Origin of the sequence: Kocuria sp. SM24M-10, assembly GCF_001027955.1 — a bacterium.
Taxonomy (GTDB): Bacteria; Actinomycetota; Actinomycetes; order Actinomycetales; family Micrococcaceae; genus Kocuria; species Kocuria oceani.
The window spans coordinates 1-16,399 of the sequence record NZ_LDNX01000053.1 but is presented as its reverse complement, the minus strand read 5'-3'; the positions used below and the strand labels follow the sequence as shown (position 1 = coordinate 16,399).

The window sequence follows — 16,399 nt, the reverse complement described above, 5'->3', positions numbered from 1 at the left end:
GGCGCACAACATGGGAAAAGGACAAAGATCGGTCTATATTCCTCAGAAAAACCGTGGAAGGGATGAGGGTGCGGCTCGTCGGTTACACCTTGCGCCAGCTGCTCTGCTTCGTCGCCGTGGCCGAGCACGGCAGCATCACCGCTGCGGCAGAGCAGCTGCGCGTCTCCCCCTCAGCGGTCTCGGGCGCCGTGGACGAGCTGGAGCGCGTGCTGCGCACCCAGCTCACGGTCCGGCGGCGGGCGCACGGCGTCACCCTCACCACCAGCGGGCACGACGTGCTGCGCCGGGCCCGGAGCCTCCTGGACGAGGCCGAGGACCTGGAGTCGCGCGCGCGGGACACCGGAGACGACCTGCGTGGCCCCCTCATGGTGGGCAGCTACCACACCTTGGCGCCCACCGTGCTGGCCGAGCTGCTGGCCGCCTACACCGAGCGGCACCCCGGCGTGGACCTGGACTTCGTCAGCGGCAGCCAGGCCGACCTCGTGGACCGGCTCGCCGGCGGCGAGCTCGACCTGGCCGTGGTCTACGACGTGGCCCTGCCACCGACCATCCAGGTGCACCGCCTGTACCAGGCCGCCCCGCAGGTCGTGCTCCCCGCCGACCACCGCCTGGCCCAGGACGAGGACCAGCCCCTGCCCTTGGACCTCCTGGCCTCCGAGCCCTTCATCCTCCTGGACCTGCCTCCGAGCCGGGAGAACACCATGACGCTCTTCGACCACGCCGGCATCACGCCACAGGTGCGCTTCCGCACCACCGACTACGAACTCACCCGGTCCCTGGTCGGCAGGGGCCTGGGGTACTCGATCCTCGTCCAGCATCCCTCGAGCAGCCTCACCTGGGGAGGCCGGCCCCTCACGACCCGCCCCCTGGAACCACGTCCGCATCCGGTGGGGGTCTGCCTCGCGTGGGACTCCAACGTCCGCCCGTCGCGGCGGGCCGAGGCGATGGTGGACCTGGCGAGGACCCTGCACGGGCCGGCCCACGGGCAACGCCCCTGAGCGCCGGGCAGGTGCGGCCGGGCGGCCCAGGGTCACCGGATGCGGCGGACCGAGCGGTGCGTGACCGTCCGACATCGTCGACCGGATGCCGGCGCCGCAACCCGGCACTCCGCCCTCAGCCGATGGCGCCGCTCTTCACCCGCGAGCACGCCGACCTCCTGCTGGATGACCTCGACGCCTCCCTGGACGCGCCGGCGAGGCTGCAGCCGGCCGACGGCCCGGACCCTGGAGAAGCTTGCCGACGCAGCCCGGGGGAATTCCACGGAGGGGCTAGCGCCTGACACTTCGTATCATATACGATCAGAGTCACGAGACCTGGGACACACCGCTGGACGTGCTGGACCCGGACCGACTCCGAAGACCACGAAGGCAGGACGGCATGGCAGAGACGACACCGGCTCCTCGCGGGGCCACCGGGCCCGTTGACTTCACCGACAGGGCGCACCGCCCCGGGAAGGTCATCGCCCTGCACCTGAACTACCCCTCCCGCATCGCCCAGCGGGGCCGCTCCCCGAAGTTCCCCGGCTACTTCCTCAAGGCCGGCACCTCCATCGCCCGGACCGGCGACACGATCGAGCGCCCGGCCGGCACCGAGCTGCTGGCCTACGAGGGCGAGATCGCCCTGATCATCGGGCAGGCGTGCCGCCGCGTGCGCCCGGAGGAGGGCTGGTCCAAGGTCTCCGGCATCACCGCCGCCAACGACTGGGGCCTGTACGACCTGCGTCATGCCGACAAGGGCTCCAACGTCAAGAACAAGTCCGGGGACGGCTACACCCCGCTGGGCCCGGACGTCATCCCGGCCGATGGGCTCGACCCGGCCGCGCTCCGCCTCCGCACCTGGGTCAACGGGGAGCTGGTCCAGGACGACACCACCGAGGCGCTGGCCTTCTCCTTCGGTCAGCTCGTGGCGGACCTGTCCCAGCTGATGACGCTGGAGGAGGGCGACGTCATCCTGACCGGCACCCCGGCCGGCTCCTCCGTGGCCCAGCCGGGCGACGTCGTCGAGGTCGAGGTGGACGCGCCCGCGGCACCCGGCCAGCCCTCCAGCGGCCGCCTGGTCACGCACGTGGTGGCCGGCGAGCACGCCATGGCCCCGTACGGGGCGCAGCCGCAGGTGGACGACACCCAGCGGGAGGAGGCGTGGGGCTCGCGCGAGGCCGCCGGGCTGCCGCCGGCCGAGGCGCAGGAGGCCCGGGACGATCGGGGCGGCGCGGAGGAGTCCGACCACTACGTGCCGTCCCAGCCGCGGCCGGACCGCGCCCTGCTCACCGATGAGCTGAAGGCCACGATCAATGCGACGGCGGTGGCCACCATCACCGCACAGCTGCGGAAGAGGGGCATCGACAACGCCACGATCGATGGCGTGCGGCCCACCCACCCCGGCCGGCGCATCCTCGGCTACGCCAAGACGCTGCGCTACGTGCCCAACCGGGAGGATCTCTTCACGGCCTTCGGCGGCGGGTTCAACGCCCAGAAGCGCGCCATGGACACGGTGCAGCCGGACGACGTGGTGGTCATGGAGGCGCGCGGCGAGAAGGGCACCGGCACCCTCGGCGACGTCCTCGCCCTGCGCGCCCAGGTGCGCGGCGCCAGTGCCGTGATCACCGACGGCGGCGTCCGCGACTCCGCCGCGGTCGCCGAGGTCGGCATCCAGGTCTACTCCAGCGGCGTCCACCCGGCCGTGCTCGGCCGCCGCCACATCCCCTGGGAGGTCGGCGGGACGGTGGCCTGCGGCGGGACCACCGTCCAGCCGGGCGACATCGTCATCGGCGACGACGACGGCGTCGTGGTCGTCCCCCCGCAGCTGCTGACCGAGGTGATCGCCGACGCCTGGGAGCAGGAGCAGCAGGACGCCTGGGTGTACGACCGCGTGGCCGAGGGCCACCCGGTGGACGGGCTGTTCCCGCCCAACGCCGAGTGGAAGCGCAGGTACCAGGAGCACCGGCAGTCGCGCGCCGGCCAGGACGCCCCGTGAGCACCGAGGCCCTCCACTCCAAGTCGGAGCTGGCCTACCAGGCCATCCTCGAGGGGATCCAGCAGGCCCGCTTCGCACCGGGCAGCCGCCTCGTGCTGGCGCAGCTGGCCGCCGAGCTCGGGATGTCCGTGGTGCCGGTCCGCGAGGCCGTGCGCATGCTCCAGCAGGACGGCCTGGTGGCCTATCAGCGCAACGTCGGCGCCACCGTGGTGGGCATCGACCCCGTGGAGTACCGGAACACCATGGAGACCCTCGCCCTGGTCGAGGGATTCTCCACCGCCCAGTGCGCGCCGCTGATCACCGACGCCGAGCTGGAACGGGCCCGGGGGATCAACGAGCAGATGCGCCGGGTCCTGGACGAGTTCGACCCGGTGCAGTTCACCACGCTGAACAAGCAGTTCCACTCCACGCTCTACGAGCACCACCAGAACGCCCACATCCTCGACCTGGTGCACCGGGGGTGGAACCGGCTGGCCGCCCTGCGCTCGTCCACCTTCGCGTACGTCCCCGGCCGGGCCCGTGCCTCCGTGGACGAGCACGACCACCTGCTGGACCTCATCGCCGAAGGCGCCCCCTTCGAGACCATCGAGGCCGCCGCCCGGACACACCGCCTCAACACGCTCGACGCCTACCTGGCCTCACGCACCACGCCCCAGGACACTGCACGCCGAAAGGACACACCATGAGCCCCGAGACCACCACCGACACCGCACAGCGCTGGGTTCCGGCCCACCTGCCGGAGAAGATCCAGCACTACATCAACGGTGAGCACGTCGACTCGATCGACGGCGACACCTTCGACGTGCTGGACCCGGTCACCAACCAGACCTACATCCAGGCCGCCTCCGGCAAGGTCGCCGACGTCGACGCCGCCGTCGCCGCCGCCAAGGACGCCTTCGAGAACGGCCCGTGGCCGGGCATGCTCCCGCGCGAGCGCTCCCGGGTGCTGCACAGGATCGCCGACATCGTGGAGTCCCGCGGTCAGGATCTCGCCGAGCTGGAGTGCTTCGACACCGGCCTGCCGATCAAGCAGGCCCTCGGCCAGGCCCGCCGCGCCGCCGAGAACTTCCGCTTCTTCGCGGACCTGATCGTCGCCCAGGCCGACGACACGTACAAGGTGCCCGGCCGCCAGGTGAACTACGTCAACCGCAAGCCGATCGGCGTGGCCGGGCTCATCACCCCGTGGAACACGCCGTTCATGCTGGAGTCCTGGAAGCTGGGCCCGGCGCTGGCCACCGGCAACACCGTGGTGCTCAAGCCGGCCGAGTTCACCCCGCTGTCCGCGTCCCTGTGGCCGGGCATCTTCGAGGAGGCCGGCCTGCCGGCCGGTGTGTTCAACATCGTGCACGGCTACGGCGAGGAGGGCTTCGCCGGCGACTCCCTGGTCAAGCACCCGGACGTCCCGCTGATCTCCTTCACCGGCGAGTCCCGCACCGGCCAGATCATCTTCGGCAACGCCGCGCCGTTCCTGAAGGGCCTGTCCATGGAGCTGGGCGGCAAGTCCCCGGCCGTCGTCTTCGAGGACGCCGACCTGGACGCCGCCATCGACGCGACGATCTTCGGCGTCTTCTCCCTCAACGGCGAGCGCTGCACCGCCGGCTCGCGCATCCTGGTCCAGCGCGGCATCTACGACGAGTTCGTGGAGCGCTACTCCGCCCAGGCCCAGCGCGTGCGGGTCGGCCTGCCGCACGACGAGAGCACCGAGGTGGGCGCCCTGGTGCACCCGGAGCACTTCGAGAAGGTCATGTCCTACGTGGAGATCGGCAAGCAGGAGGCCCGCCTGACCGCCGGCGGCGGCCGTCCCGAGGAGTACCCGGAGGGCAACTTCATCCGGCCGACCGTCTTCGCCGACGTGGCCCCGGACGCCCGGATCTTCCAGGAGGAGATCTTCGGCCCGGTCGTGGCCATCACCCCGTTCGACACGGACGAGGAGGCGCTGGCGCTGGCAAACAACACCAGGTACGGCCTGGCGGCCTACATCTGGACCAACGACCTCAAGCGGGCCCACAACTTCGCCCAGAACGTCGAGGCCGGCATGGTCTGGCTGAACTCCAACAACGTCCGCGACCTGCGCACCCCGTTCGGCGGCGTCAAGGCATCGGGCCTGGGCCACGAGGGCGGCTACCGCTCGATCGACTTCTACACCGATCAGCAGGCCGTGCACATCAACCTGGGCGAGGTCCACAACCCGGTCTTCGGCCGCCAGGAGCAGGCCGCCGAGAACCTGCAGGCCTGAACTCCCGCGCTCTCCGACACCGACCCCTCTCACAGCAAGGACACCACCATGACCCACCTCGACGACCGGACGATGACGTCCTCGGGCTTCTACGTCTCGCAGGAGGCCCCGATCGCCGCCGACAACCCCATCCCGACACCCTCCGCCCCGGCGCCGGACATCCTGCGCTGCGCCTACATGGAGCTCGTGGTCACCGACCTGAAGCGCTCGCGGGACTTCTACGTGGACGTGCTCGGGCTGACCGTGACCGAGGAGGACGAGAACGCCGTCTACCTGCGGTCCCTGGAGGAGTTCATCCACCACAACCTGGTGCTGCGGCAGGGCCCGGTGGCCGCCGTCGCCGCCTTCTCCTACCGCGTGCGCACCCCGGAGGACCTGGACCGGGCGGTGGCCTTCTACGAGGAGCTGGGCTGCCGCGTGGAGCGGCGCCCGGAGGGCTTCACCAAGGGCATCGGCGACTCGGTGCGCGTGGAGGATCCGCTGGGCTTCCCGTACGAGTTCTTCCACGACGTCGAGCACGTCGAGCGCCTGGCCTGGCGCTACGACCTCTACACCCCGGGCGCCCTGGTCCGGCTGGACCACTTCAACCAGGTCACCCCGGACGTGCCGCGCGCCACGAAGTTCATGCAGGACCTGGGCTTCCGCGTCACCGAGGACATACAGGACGAGCAGGGCACCGTGTACGCGGCCTGGATGCGCCGCAAGCCGACCGTGCACGACACCGCCATGACCGGCGGCGACGGGCCGCGCATGCACCACGTCGCCTTCGCCACGCACGCGAAGCACAACATCCTGGCGATCTGCGACAAGCTCGGCGCGCTGCGCATGTCCGACCTGATCGAGCGCGGGCCCGGCCGCCACGGCGTCTCCAACGCGTTCTACCTGTACATCCTCGACCCGGACGGCCACCGGATCGAGATCTACACCCAGGACTACTACACGGGCGACCCGGACAACCCGGTGATCACCTGGGACGTGCACGACAACCAGCGCCGCGACTGGTGGGGCAACCCGGTCGTGCCGTCCTGGTACACCGAGGCCTCCCTGGTGCTGGACCTGGACGGCAACCCGAAGGATGTCGTCGCCCGCACCGACGACTCCGAGATGGAGGTCACCATCGGCGCCGACGGCTTCTCCTACACCCGCCCCGGTGACGACTCGGGCAGCTACAAGGGCGAGGCCGCCAAGGGCTTCAAGATCGGCAACCAGCTCTGAGCCTCCCCGGGCCGACGGCGGCCGGTCGGCTCCTGGGTGGAGCCCGCCGGCCGTCGTCGATCCCCGGGCGGAGCACCCGCAGAGCACAGGACAGGACAGGACAGGAGAGCACATGCTGGACCACGACACACACGTGGCGATCGCCGACGAGCTGCACCAAGCCGGGCTGGACCGCACCCCGGTGCCGCTGCTGACCCAGCGCTACCCGCAGATGGAGATCGAGGACTCCTACGCGGTGCAGCGGATCTGGGCGCAGCGCCAGGAGGAGGCCGGCCGGCGCAAGGTCGGCCACAAGATCGGCCTGACCTCCAAGGCCATGCAGGACGCCACCGGCATCGACGAGCCCGACTACGGGATCGTCTTCGACGACCAGGTGGTCGAGTCCGGCCACGTCTACGAGTGGGCGAAGTACACCCATCCGCGCATCGAGATGGAGCTGGCCTTCGTGCTCAAGGAGGACCTGTCCGGACCGGGGGTGGGCCTCTTCGACGTGCTGCGCGCCACCGAGTACGTGGTGCCGGCCCTGGAGGTGCTCGACTCCCGCATCGAGATGCAGGGCCGGACCATCACGGACACCATCTCGGACAACGCCGCCCTGGGCTCCATGGTGATCGGCGGCCGCCCGGTGGCCCCGGACGCCGTGGACCTGCGCTGGGTGGCCGGTGCGCTCTTCCGCAACGAGGAGGTCATCGAGACCGGGGTGGCCTGCGGCGTGCTGAACCACCCGGCCAACGGGGTGCACTGGCTGGCCAACCGCATCGCCGGACACGGGGATCGCCTGGAGGCCGGGGAGATCATCCTCGCCGGCTCGTTCACCCGGCCCATGTGGGTCCACGCCGGGGACACCGTCTACGCCGACTACGGAGAACTGGGGACCATCACATGCCGATTCGTCTAGCGGTCCAGCCGAGCCTCAAGGACCTGTTCACCGAGGCCGCCCGCGCCGAGCGCGGTGGGCGGCCGGCGGCCGGCATGTTCGTCAGCTCGGGAGATCCCACGGTGACCGAGATCTGCGCCTCTGCGGGCCTGGACTATCTGCTGATCGACGCCGAGCACTCGCCGCTGGGTCTGGAGACCATCCTGGCCCAGCTGCGGGCCATGGCCTGCTACGGCTCGATCCCGGTGGTCCGCCTCCCCGGTCTGGACGAGGTCCTGGTCAAGCAGTACCTGGACCTGGGCGCGCAGTCCCTGGTGGTGCCCATGGTGAACAGCGCGGCCGACGCCGAGGCCGCCGTCCGCGCCGTGCACTACCCGCCGCGCGGGGTGCGCGGGGTGGGCTCGGCGCTCGCCCGCTCGGCCCGGTGGAACAGGGTCCCCGACTACCTCTCCCGCGCCGCCGAGCTGGTCACCCTGGTGGTGCAGGTCGAGAGCGCGGCCGCGGTCGGATCCGCCGCGCAGATCGCCGCGGTGGACGGGGTGGACGGCGTCTTCGTCGGTCCCTCGGACCTCGCCGCCTCCATGGGCCTGATCGGCCAGCAGACCCACCCGGACGTGGTGGCCGCCGTCAAGGACGTCGTCGCCGCCGTGCGGCAGTCGGGGAAGTTCGTGGGGGTCAACGCCTTCGCGCAGTCCCAGGCCCAGGACTACCTCGACGCCGGGGCCGACTTCGTCAACGTGGGCGCCGACGTCGCGCTGCTGGCCCGCGGGACCGAGGCGCTCGCGGACGCCTGGTGCGCTCCTGCGGGCGAGGAGCAGGGGCCGGGTACGGCGCCGCGCGGATCCTACTGATCCGACGGGGCCGGTCGCTGCCCGAGGCGGGTGGCGACCAGCTCGGCGCTGTGCGCCAGCCGCCGGCCCAGGGCCTCGACGTCGAGCCGGCGGGTGGCGTAGACGACGGCCAGTGACGCCGGCAGGTGGCCGGGCACGCGGAGGGGAACGGCCACGGAGGAGACGCCGTCCAGCACCTCGTTGCTGCTGACGGCGAATCCGCGCTCCCGGGCCTGCTCCACCTCCGCGCGGGGGCGGACCCCGCCCGTCAGCTCGCTGAGCTCGTCCGGGTCCATGCCCGCCTGCACGGCGAGCCCGGGGGCGCCGCGGTCCAGCGGGTGGCGGGTGCCCGGGCGCTGGGTGACCGCGTGGCCGCGCGAGGGCTCCACCGTCACCAGCGTGACGCACTCCTCCTGGCCCCAGACCGCCACGAACGCGCTCATCTGCAGTTCGTTGGCCAGCGCGGTCAGCTCCGGCAGGGCAACGGTCCGGAGGTCCTGCTGCACCCCCAGCGCGAGCACCGCCAGCCCGGGGGCGCCGATCAGGCGGCCCGTGGAGTCCCGGGTCAGCAGGCCGTGGCTCTCCAGGGTGCGCAGGATCCGGTAGGCGATCGACCGGTGGACGCCGAGCTGCGCGGCCACGTCGGCGATCGTCGGTGCCTCGTCCGCCGCGACCACCAGCTCCAGCATGCGCAGCCCCCGGGAGAGGGTCTGGGAGAGCGGTGCCGACGAGGCCGCCCGGCCCTGCGTGCTCCCGGTCGCCTGCGCGGCCGGTGCCCTGCTCGCCGGCACCTGGGCGGGAGGACGTCCCGAAGTGTTCACCGTGGCCCCTTTCCGTGGGCGGTCTGCCGGAGTGCCATGTCGGGACCGCGGAGCCGGCCCGAGAGGCCCGGCGGGTCTCGTCCCCGGGATGACCATGCTCCCACTGCACCGGAGCGTGAGCGGGGTCGCAGGGTCTTGTGAGGGCGATCACGGACCATATATGATCACCGGCAAGAGTTCGATAAAAGAACGACGTGTTCCATTATAGAACACACCGTGAGTTTCTTCCTCTCACCGGCCAGGAGGCCCCATGCTGTTCCACCACCACGGCTACGTGTCCACGGACCCCCGGATCCAGCCCGCCGCCGGTGTGGGCGTCGACCGCTCCCCCGACCTGCCGGAGGTCATGGACGTGCTGGTGGTCGGCTCCGGCCCCGCCGGCATGACCGCCACCGCCCAGCTGGCGAGCTTCCCGGACGTCATGACCTGTCTGGTCGACCGCCGCCCGCAGCGCCTCGAGATCGGCCAGGCCGACGGCATCCAGGCGCGCAGCGTCGAGACCTTCCAGGCGTTCGGCTTCGCCGAGGAGATCACCGCCGAGGCCTACGACCTCACCGAGATGAACTTCTGGAAGCCGGACCCGCAGAACCCGGAGCACATCGTCCGCACCGCCCGGACCGTCGACGACCCGGCCGGCGTCAGCGAGTTCCCGCACCTGATCGTGAACCAGGCGCGCGTGCTGGACTACTTCGCCCGCTTCGCGAAGAACGCACCGTCCCGGACCGAGCCGTACTGGGGCTGGGAGTTCGTGAGGCTGGAGGTCGGCGAGGGGGAGCATCCCGTCGCCGTCACCCTGAAGCGCACCGGCGAGAGCGCCGAGGCGGGGGTGGGCCCCGGCGAGGAGCGCGTCGTGCGCGCCAAGTACGTGCTGGGCGCCGACGGCGCCCACTCCAGGGTCCGGCGGGACATCGGCGCGCAGCACGTCGGCGCCGTGTCCTACCACGCCTGGGGCGTCATGGACGTCCTGGCCGAGACCGACTTCCCGGACATCCGCACCAAGTGCGCCATCCAGTCCAAGCACGGCTCGATCCTGCTCATCCCGCGCGAGGGCGGCTTCCTGTTCCGCATGTACGTGGACCTCGGGGAGGTGGACCAGAGCGACGCCGGCGCCGTCCGCAGGACCCCGCTGACGGAGATCATCCGCCAGGCCAACGAGATCGTCTCGCCCTACAGCATCGACGTGAAGGACGTCGCCTGGTGGAGCGTCTACGAGGTCGGCCACCGGGTGACCGACCGCTTCGACGACGTCCCCGTCGAGGAGGCCGGACAGCGCAGCCCGCGCGTGTTCATCGCCGGCGACGCGTGCCACACGCACTCCGCCAAGGCGGGCCAGGGCATGAACGTCTCCATCCAGGACGCCTTCAACCTCGGCTGGAAGCTGGGTCAGGTGCTGAGCGGGGTGGCCCCGGAGAAGCTCCTGGCCACCTACACCGCCGAGCGCCAGCAGATCGCCCAGGACCTCATCGACTTCGACCGCGAGTGGTCCTCCATGATGGCCGCCAAGCCGGAGGAGCTCGAGAGCGAGACCGCGCTGGAGGACTTCTACGTGAAGACCGCCGAGTTCCCGGCCGGCTTCATGACCGAGTACCCGGTGAGCCTGCTCCGGGGCGAGGCCGTGCACCAGGACCTGGCCACCGGCTTCCCGCTGGGCAAGCGCTTCAAGGCCCACCCGGTCAAGCGGGTCTGCGACACCAACCCGAAGTACCTGGGCCACCAGCACGTCGCCGACGGCCGCTGGCGGATCTACGCCTTCGCCGACTCCGCCGTGTCCTCCGCACCGGACTCGGCGCTGCGGGCGTGGGCGGAGCAGATGGACTCCGCCGGGTCGCCCGTGCGCCGGTTCACCCCCGAGGGCCAGGACCTGGACGCGCTGTTCGACCTCCACGTCGTCTACCAGCAGCCGCACGAGGAGGTCGAGCTGATGCAGACGCCGTCGATCTTCCGCCCGCAGGTCGGCCCGTTCCGGATCTCCAACCTCAACAAGGTGTGGGGCGTGGACCCCGGCAACGACATCTTCGAGGCCCGCGGCCTGAGCCGCGACGGCGTCGTGGTGCTCGTCCGGCCCGACCAGTACGTGGCCCACGTGCTGCCGTTGACCGCCACGGCCGAGCTGTCGGACTTCCTGTCGCGGATCTACGCCTCCTGACCGCTCGGGCGGGGACCTCTGCGTCGCCGCGGCCCGGCACGCCCACGACGCACTCCCACCGCTACGGTGCAGCAGGCACGCGCCCGGGGCATCCAGCCGGCTCGCCGCCGGGTCGCCGCGGCGTGCCGGCGGGCCGGTGCGCGGCGGTCTGCCCGAGCAGGGCGGCCACCAGGGCCAGGGCGAAGCCGGCGCTCTGCACCCCGGACAGGGCCTGTCCCAACCAGACCCAACCGACGAGGGCGGCCACCACGGGGCTGAGCGCCCCCAGCATCGCCGTGCTGGTGGCCGGCAGACGGCGCCCGGCGGAGAACCACACCGCGTAGGCGATCGTGGTCCCGGGCACGGCCAGCCAGGTGTAGCCGGCGATCGCCGGGCCGTCCAGCACGAAGGGCCCGGTGTCCAGCACGGGCACCAGCGGGGCGATCACCACGGCCCCGAGCACCAGCTGCCAACCGGTCACCGCCAGCCCGCTCATCCGCGGGGGCAGGCCCCATCGGCGGGTCAGCACCACCCCGGTGGCCATGGAGGCCGTGCCGGCAAGAGCGGCGGTGATCCCGAGGGCGTCCACGGTGACCGGCCCGGCGAACACCGCCAACCCCACCCCGGTCACGGCCAGGACCGCCCAGAGCAGCTGCCGGGCCGGGGTGGACTGCCGGAAGGCCAGCAGCAGCACCGCCGCGACGATCAGCGGCTGGGCCGAGCCCACCACCGCCGCCAGCCCGCCGGGAAGGCGGTAGGCGCCGAGGAACAGCAGCGGGAAGAACGCCCCGATGTTGAGCACCGCCAGCACCACCAGCCTCCCCCACCACCCGGCGGGCGGGATCTGCCGGGTCAGCAGCAGCAGGAGCACCCCGGCCGGTGCCGCCCGCAGCAGGGCCGCCGTCATCGGCCGGTCCGGCGGGAGCAGCTCGGTGGTGACCGCGTAGGTCGTGCCCCACACCACGGGGGCGATCGCCCCGAGCAGGGTGGCCCGGGCGCGGTCGGTCATCGCGTACGGCATCCCAAACCCTCAATTGCTTAGTAGTAAGTTAGTTGAAAGGTATAGTGGTTCCATGACCAGCACAAGACCGCCCGAGCGCGACGACGTCGATGCGATCGTGGCTCAGTGGGCCCAGCAGCGACCGGAGCTGGACACCCGGGCGATGGAGATCTTCGGACGGATCTACCGACTGTCCGCGCTGATGGGTGAGCGGATGGAAGCCGTCTACGCCCCGTTCGGGATCAGCCGCGGGGAGTTCGACGTGCTGGCGGCCCTGCGCCGGGCCGGGGCACCGTACCGGCTGGCGCCCAAGGACCTGGCGCGGTCGTTGATGATCACCACCGGGGGCATGACCGGCCGGCTCACCCGGCTCACCGACGCGGGGCTGATCCACCGGGTGCCCCACCCCAGCGACAAGCGCTGTCTCTACGCCGAGCTCACCGACGCAGGGCTCGAGACCATCGACCAGGCCGTGGCCGCCGGGGTGGACGGCCAGGCCTTCGTGGCCGATCGCCTCGGTGACGAGCAGGCGCGTGCGCTGGCCGATCAGCTGCGGGCAGCCCTGCAGATCCTCACCACCACACCGACCGATTAGGAGCCTCCACCGCAGCACCGTTCGCCGTTGACGGATCTTGCACAAAGCGGCACAGGTGCGCTCGCCGCCTCTTGCACCCTTCTTGCGACAGCCCCATGCACAGTGGCGCACTACGAGGTGCTCACGGATCCGCTGCTCCACCGGCCCCTCCTTGACCCATGACTGGGCCCGTGAGCACGGTGGGCCGATTACGGCCGCTGGGGCGTGACCGGGAAACGTTGCTGGTAGACCGGGACCAAGGCGGGGTAGTAGTCGCGCTCGAAATCGATGGCGGCGACATCCTGGCCCGTCTCGGCCGCTGTGAGCCGGTCCAGGTAGTAGTCCCAGCCGGGGCCGATGCTGTGCGCCCACTCCGGTTCGGGCAGAAGCTGGCCGAAATGCAGCGTGGTGCCGCCACCGTCTTCGGTGAGCCGGATCTCCACGCGCCAATCGTGCTCCTGCCCGTCCAGGCCCTCACTGCGTGCGCGGGTGCGCAGCAGCCGCGGAGGCTCGCAGACCTCGATGTGGTGCACCTCCTCCGGCATGCCGTCCTCGGCGGTCATCCGGAAGACGACGCTGCCGGAGGACGGATTCCCGGTCCAGGTGCCGATCCAGCGGCCGAGGCGTTCGGGGTCCGTGACGGCGGCCCACACGTCGTCGATGGGGGCGTCGAAGTGGCGGGTGAGCACGATCCACTCACCGTCCTGGCGGGTCTCGGGCCGGCCGGTGGCCTGTGGTGTTGTCATCCTGCGTCCTTCCTCTCGGTGCGGGCATGCCGGTCGGCGGACCGGTCGCGGCGGGTGCGGCGGACCTCGAGCTCGAGTGCATCCAGGACGTGCTCCGGGATCCGCGGCGTCCGGCCGCTGAGCTCGGCGAGCAGGACGGCGACCGGTTCCAGCGCGGACGGGACCAGGGTGTAGTGGCGTTCACGACCCTGATCGGTCCCGGCGACCAGGCCCGCCTCACCGAGCACCTTCAGGTGCCTGCTGACTGCCGGGCGGCTGATGTCGTGATCGGCCGCCAGGTCCACCACCCGGGCCGGCCCTTCGGCCAGCCGTCGCAGCAGGGCCCGTCGTACCGGGTCCCCCAGAGCCGTGAAGACGTCCACGACACTTATGGTAACCACTCGGTTACCAATATGCGAGAAGTCGCCGGCCTCGGCCGTGCATCTCGCGATCGCGGTGACCGCGTCGCCGGCGGCCGGACGGGCGGTCCCGTCGGCCGCACTGGTCGCCGTGGAGAACGACACCTTCCGCATCTCCCGCCAGCGGCCGGCGAACTCGATCGCCGTCGGCGTGGCCCCCTGCCACTGGTCGGCGGTCGATCGGTGGACCCCCCCCCAGCTGGCACCCCCCGTACCGCGCCAAGCAGAGGTCCCCTAGGAGCAGGAGCGTTCACCGCGACGATCCCGGCGACTGATGGAGAGCTTGGTCGGACATCGCACCGATGGGCCGCCTGCCGTCGAACCTGACGACGGAGCCGCGACTCCGGGACTCACGAGGCCAGTCGCGCCCCTGTGGTGCGACCTGTTCCGGCGGGTCCGCCCTCGACGGCGGGGCGGTTGATCTCGACCCACACCTCATCCAGAGAAAGACCGAGGACCCCGGCGATCGCGGCGATGGTCGGAAAGGCAGGAGTGGCGACGCGACCGGACTCGATCTTCCGCAAGGTCTCCGGTGAGACACCAGCATCGAGCGCCGTCTCGAGCATCGACCGCTCCCCCCTGCCCCGACGCAGCAGGGCACCGAGGCGTTGCCCGCGTTCGACCTCAGCGGGAGTGAGCGGCAGTCTGACCATGCCCCCAATTCTATGACCGGGATAATATGGCCGGGATAGTTATTGGTCGGACGAGAAGGGCGCCCCATGATCGAGATCCTGCACCCCACCGAAGTGGCCCGCGCGAGGGACACCGGCGCCCTGGTCGCCGACATCCTGGAGACCCTCAAGAGCCGCAGCACGGTCGGGACGAACCTCCTCGACATCGATCGGTGGGCGAAGACCCTGATCCGGGAAGCCGGAGCGCGGTCCTGCTATGTCGACTACGCACCGTCCTTCGGGCGCGGACCCTTCGGCCACCACATCTGCACAGGCGTCAACGACGCGGTGCTCCACGGGCGCCCCCACGACTACTCACTGGCCGACGGGGACCTGCTGACCCTGGATCTTGCAGTCATCCACAGCGGAGTGGCCGCGGACTCGGCCATCAGCTTCCTCGTGGGCGACTCACGCCCCTCGGAGAGCCTCGCGCTGATCGAGACGACCGAACGCGCGCTGAGCGCAGGAATCGCCGCGGCCGTCCCCGGCGCCCGCATCGGCGACATCTCCTACGCCATCGGCTCCGTCCTCGGAGCGGCGGGATACCCGATCAACACCGAGTTCGGAGGCCACGGCATCGGCTCGACGATGCACCAGGACCCGCACGTGGCGAACACCGGGCGCCCCGGCCGCGGCTACATGTTGCGCCCGGGACTGCTGCTGGCACTGGAACCGTGGGTCATGGCCGACACCGCGGAGCTCATCACCGATGCCGACGGGTGGACGCTGCGCAGCGCGACAGGCTGCCGGGCAGCGCACAGTGAGCACACGATCGCCATCACCGACGACGGACCCCAGATCCTCACCGCGCCGAAGCAGCTTCAGCAGTGATGGCGTGCTCGGTGGCCCGGACGCCGCCGGGCGTCATCCCGGGGGGATGTGACCTGGATCTCGTAACTCTCTCGGAAATCCCTTGACAGGGGGCAGGGCTCCTGCGGACACTTTTCCCATGCACTCGAGTTGCGCATTACGCGTAACGTTGCATTATTCGCAGATCCCTTGTTCCCGCCCTTCTGTTTCCAAGTGAAGTCGGTCCACGGCTGATGGCCGACCGCTCCTCGCGTACCACTCGGTTCCGGGTGCGCGGACCTTCGGCAGCACCAGGGCGGCGTCGGTCCTTGTCCGCACGACACCAAAGATCACAACACCAGGAGATCCATCATGAGCTTCGTACACCGCCTTCTGACGGGCATCCGTAACGACTGGTCCGTCTCGACGACCACTTCGGCCAACGAGGGTGCTGCCACCGTCAGCTCTCATCCCTACGGCGCCTCGGGGCGGCTCGTCGCCGTCCCCTGGGGTGGCCTCCAGCTCGAGGCCACCGACTGACAGCACCGCGACGCCCTCACCACCTCGACCGCCCTCAGTCCGCCCGCACCGGGACTCGTTCTCGGGTCTGCCAGGGGACGTCGAGTCGGTTGGCGCACTGTCAGCAGGACGAACGCCGACAATGACCCTCTGGAATACCGGCGGCGCTCGAGGAGTTCTGGTCGGTGTCCACTCCCCGCTGATTCCTTGTGAAGGAGCATGCTTCCGCGCATGGCCACCGATTACGACACCCCGCGCACCCGCCCCGAGGACGAGCCGGCCAACGAGTCCCTGGAGGCGATCCGGGCCCGTACCAGTACGACGACCCAGGTCCCCTCGATCGACCTCGAGGACGCCGACACCGCCGAGGGCATCGACCTGCCCGGTGCTGACCTCTCCCACGAGGAGCTCACCGTGGCCGTGGTGCCGCAGCAGGCCGACGAGTTCACCTGCGCCTCCTGCTTCCTGGTCCACCACCGCTCCCAGCTCGCCCGCCAGCACGACGGGCTGCTGTACTGCACCGACTGCGAGAGCTGAACTTTCTCGGCTCCCGTGCGACACGACGGCGCCGGAGCGGAACAGCTGCATCGCGGCGAGCGGGCGGCGAGGGGGACGTCGAAGACGA

Annotated in this window: 17 protein-coding genes; 12 read left to right on the top strand and 5 right to left on the bottom strand. The window is 70.9% G+C overall.

Going from position 1 to position 16,399, the window contains the following annotated elements:
• Window positions 1–68: 68 nt before the first annotated feature.
• The 7 genes from ABL57_RS06210 (at window position 69) to ABL57_RS06180 (ending at window position 8,152) form a co-directional block, all read left to right on the top strand.
• Complete coding sequence (locus tag ABL57_RS06210; RefSeq protein ID WP_238985990.1) at window positions 69–998, top strand: LysR substrate-binding domain-containing protein; 930 nt, start codon at window positions 69–71, stop codon at window positions 996–998.
• 379 nt (window positions 999–1,377) lie between these two features.
• Window positions 1,378–2,973, top strand: coding sequence for a fumarylacetoacetate hydrolase family protein (locus ABL57_RS06205; RefSeq protein WP_047802586.1), 1,596 nt, complete (start codon window positions 1,378–1,380; stop codon window positions 2,971–2,973).
• Window positions 2,970–3,659, top strand: a complete 690-nt coding sequence (locus tag ABL57_RS06200) for a GntR family transcriptional regulator (protein ID WP_047802585.1) — start codon at window positions 2,970–2,972, stop codon at window positions 3,657–3,659. Before ABL57_RS06205 ends, ABL57_RS06200 begins: the two co-directional genes overlap by 4 nt.
• Window positions 3,656–5,209 (top strand): 5-carboxymethyl-2-hydroxymuconate semialdehyde dehydrogenase, encoded by a 1,554-nt coding sequence (gene hpaE, locus ABL57_RS06195; RefSeq protein ID WP_047802584.1) that lies wholly within the window; start codon window positions 3,656–3,658, stop codon window positions 5,207–5,209. Before ABL57_RS06200 ends, hpaE begins: the two co-directional genes overlap by 4 nt.
• A gap of 48 nt (window positions 5,210–5,257) precedes the next feature.
• A complete protein-coding gene (gene hpaD / locus ABL57_RS06190) occupies window positions 5,258–6,424 on the top strand; it encodes a 3,4-dihydroxyphenylacetate 2,3-dioxygenase (protein ID WP_047802583.1) in 1,167 nt (388 codons plus the stop codon).
• Between the two features lie 112 nt (window positions 6,425–6,536).
• Window positions 6,537–7,322 carry a fumarylacetoacetate hydrolase family protein gene (locus ABL57_RS06185; protein ID WP_047802582.1) on the top strand — a complete coding sequence of 262 codons (786 nt, stop codon included), beginning with the start codon at window positions 6,537–6,539 and terminating at the stop codon, window positions 7,320–7,322.
• Window positions 7,307–8,152, top strand: coding sequence for an HpcH/HpaI aldolase/citrate lyase family protein (locus ABL57_RS06180; RefSeq protein ID WP_047802581.1), 846 nt, complete (start codon window positions 7,307–7,309; stop codon window positions 8,150–8,152). The genes ABL57_RS06185 and ABL57_RS06180 overlap by 16 nt, the downstream gene beginning before the upstream one ends.
• Here ABL57_RS06180 and ABL57_RS06175 read toward each other — a convergent pair.
• On the bottom strand, window positions 8,146–8,922 hold the full coding sequence (locus ABL57_RS06175) for an IclR family transcriptional regulator (protein WP_047802580.1): 777 nt from the start codon (window positions 8,920–8,922) through the stop codon (window positions 8,146–8,148). The two genes, ABL57_RS06180 and ABL57_RS06175, sit on opposite strands and share 7 nt — an antisense overlap.
• A 280-nt stretch (window positions 8,923–9,202) precedes the next feature.
• Between ABL57_RS06175 and ABL57_RS06170 the strand changes: the two genes are divergently transcribed.
• Window positions 9,203–11,098: an FAD-dependent monooxygenase gene (locus ABL57_RS06170; protein ID WP_047802579.1), complete on the top strand. Its 1,896-nt coding sequence runs from the start codon at window positions 9,203–9,205 to the stop codon at window positions 11,096–11,098.
• 61 nt (window positions 11,099–11,159) lie between these two features.
• Here the strand turns inward: ABL57_RS06170 and ABL57_RS06165 are convergent, their stop codons facing one another.
• A complete protein-coding gene (locus ABL57_RS06165; RefSeq protein WP_203225559.1) occupies window positions 11,160–12,086 on the bottom strand; it encodes an EamA family transporter in 927 nt (308 codons plus the stop codon).
• A gap of 64 nt (window positions 12,087–12,150) precedes the next feature.
• Here ABL57_RS06165 and ABL57_RS06160 point away from each other — a divergent pair, with 64 nt between their 5' ends.
• A complete protein-coding gene (locus tag ABL57_RS06160) occupies window positions 12,151–12,672 on the top strand; it encodes a MarR family winged helix-turn-helix transcriptional regulator (RefSeq protein WP_047802578.1) in 522 nt (173 codons plus the stop codon).
• A 188-nt stretch (window positions 12,673–12,860) separates the two neighbouring features.
• On the opposite strand, the gene ABL57_RS06155 is transcribed toward ABL57_RS06160, so the two are convergent.
• From ABL57_RS06155 to ABL57_RS06140, 3 genes are all read right to left on the bottom strand, one after another.
• Window positions 12,861–13,397: an SRPBCC family protein gene (locus tag ABL57_RS06155; protein ID WP_047802577.1), complete on the bottom strand. Its 537-nt coding sequence runs from the start codon at window positions 13,395–13,397 to the stop codon at window positions 12,861–12,863.
• Window positions 13,394–13,759, bottom strand: coding sequence for a helix-turn-helix transcriptional regulator (locus ABL57_RS06150; protein WP_047802576.1), 366 nt, complete (start codon window positions 13,757–13,759; stop codon window positions 13,394–13,396). Before ABL57_RS06150 ends, ABL57_RS06155 begins: the two co-directional genes overlap by 4 nt.
• A gap of 386 nt (window positions 13,760–14,145) precedes the next feature.
• Window positions 14,146–14,448 carry a helix-turn-helix domain-containing protein gene (locus ABL57_RS06140; RefSeq protein WP_047802574.1) on the bottom strand — a complete coding sequence of 101 codons (303 nt, stop codon included), beginning with the start codon at window positions 14,446–14,448 and terminating at the stop codon, window positions 14,146–14,148.
• A 66-nt stretch (window positions 14,449–14,514) separates the two neighbouring features.
• On the opposite strand from ABL57_RS06140, the gene map reads away from it, so the two are divergent.
• The 3 genes from map (at window position 14,515) to ABL57_RS06130 (ending at window position 16,311) form a co-directional block, all read left to right on the top strand.
• Window positions 14,515–15,297: a type I methionyl aminopeptidase gene (gene map / locus ABL57_RS06135; protein WP_047802573.1), complete on the top strand. Its 783-nt coding sequence runs from the start codon at window positions 14,515–14,517 to the stop codon at window positions 15,295–15,297.
• 330 nt (window positions 15,298–15,627) lie between these two features.
• Entirely contained in the window at window positions 15,628–15,795 is a 168-nt protein-coding gene (locus ABL57_RS22215) for a hypothetical protein (RefSeq protein WP_158041307.1), read from the top strand.
• 210 nt (window positions 15,796–16,005) lie between these two features.
• Window positions 16,006–16,311 (top strand): DUF4193 domain-containing protein, encoded by a 306-nt coding sequence (locus ABL57_RS06130; RefSeq protein WP_047801700.1) that lies wholly within the window; start codon window positions 16,006–16,008, stop codon window positions 16,309–16,311.
• Window positions 16,312–16,399: the final 88 nt, after the last annotated feature.

Bases quoted from the DNA above. Each gene is read 5' to 3' on its own strand.
- ABL57_RS06205 (WP_047802586.1), top strand. From the start codon at position 1,378: ATGGCAGAGACGACACCGGCTCCTCGCGGGGCCACCGGGCCCGTTGAC.
- hpaE (WP_047802584.1), top strand. From the start codon at position 3,656: ATGAGCCCCGAGACCACCACCGACACCGCACAGCGCTGGGTTCCGGCC.
- hpaD (WP_047802583.1), top strand. From the start codon at position 5,258: ATGACCCACCTCGACGACCGGACGATGACGTCCTCGGGCTTCTACGTC.
- ABL57_RS06185 (WP_047802582.1), top strand. From the start codon at position 6,537: ATGCTGGACCACGACACACACGTGGCGATCGCCGACGAGCTGCACCAA.
- ABL57_RS06180 (WP_047802581.1), top strand. From the start codon at position 7,307: ATGCCGATTCGTCTAGCGGTCCAGCCGAGCCTCAAGGACCTGTTCACC.
- ABL57_RS06170 (WP_047802579.1), top strand. From the start codon at position 9,203: ATGCTGTTCCACCACCACGGCTACGTGTCCACGGACCCCCGGATCCAG.
- ABL57_RS06165 (WP_203225559.1), bottom strand. From the start codon at position 12,086: ATGACCGACCGCGCCCGGGCCACCCTGCTCGGGGCGATCGCCCCCGTG.
- ABL57_RS06160 (WP_047802578.1), top strand. From the start codon at position 12,151: ATGACCAGCACAAGACCGCCCGAGCGCGACGACGTCGATGCGATCGTG.
- ABL57_RS06155 (WP_047802577.1), bottom strand. From the start codon at position 13,397: ATGACAACACCACAGGCCACCGGCCGGCCCGAGACCCGCCAGGACGGT.
- ABL57_RS06140 (WP_047802574.1), bottom strand. From the start codon at position 14,448: ATGGTCAGACTGCCGCTCACTCCCGCTGAGGTCGAACGCGGGCAACGC.
- map (WP_047802573.1), top strand. From the start codon at position 14,515: ATGATCGAGATCCTGCACCCCACCGAAGTGGCCCGCGCGAGGGACACC.
- ABL57_RS22215 (WP_158041307.1), top strand. From the start codon at position 15,628: ATGAGCTTCGTACACCGCCTTCTGACGGGCATCCGTAACGACTGGTCC.
- ABL57_RS06130 (WP_047801700.1), top strand. From the start codon at position 16,006: ATGGCCACCGATTACGACACCCCGCGCACCCGCCCCGAGGACGAGCCG.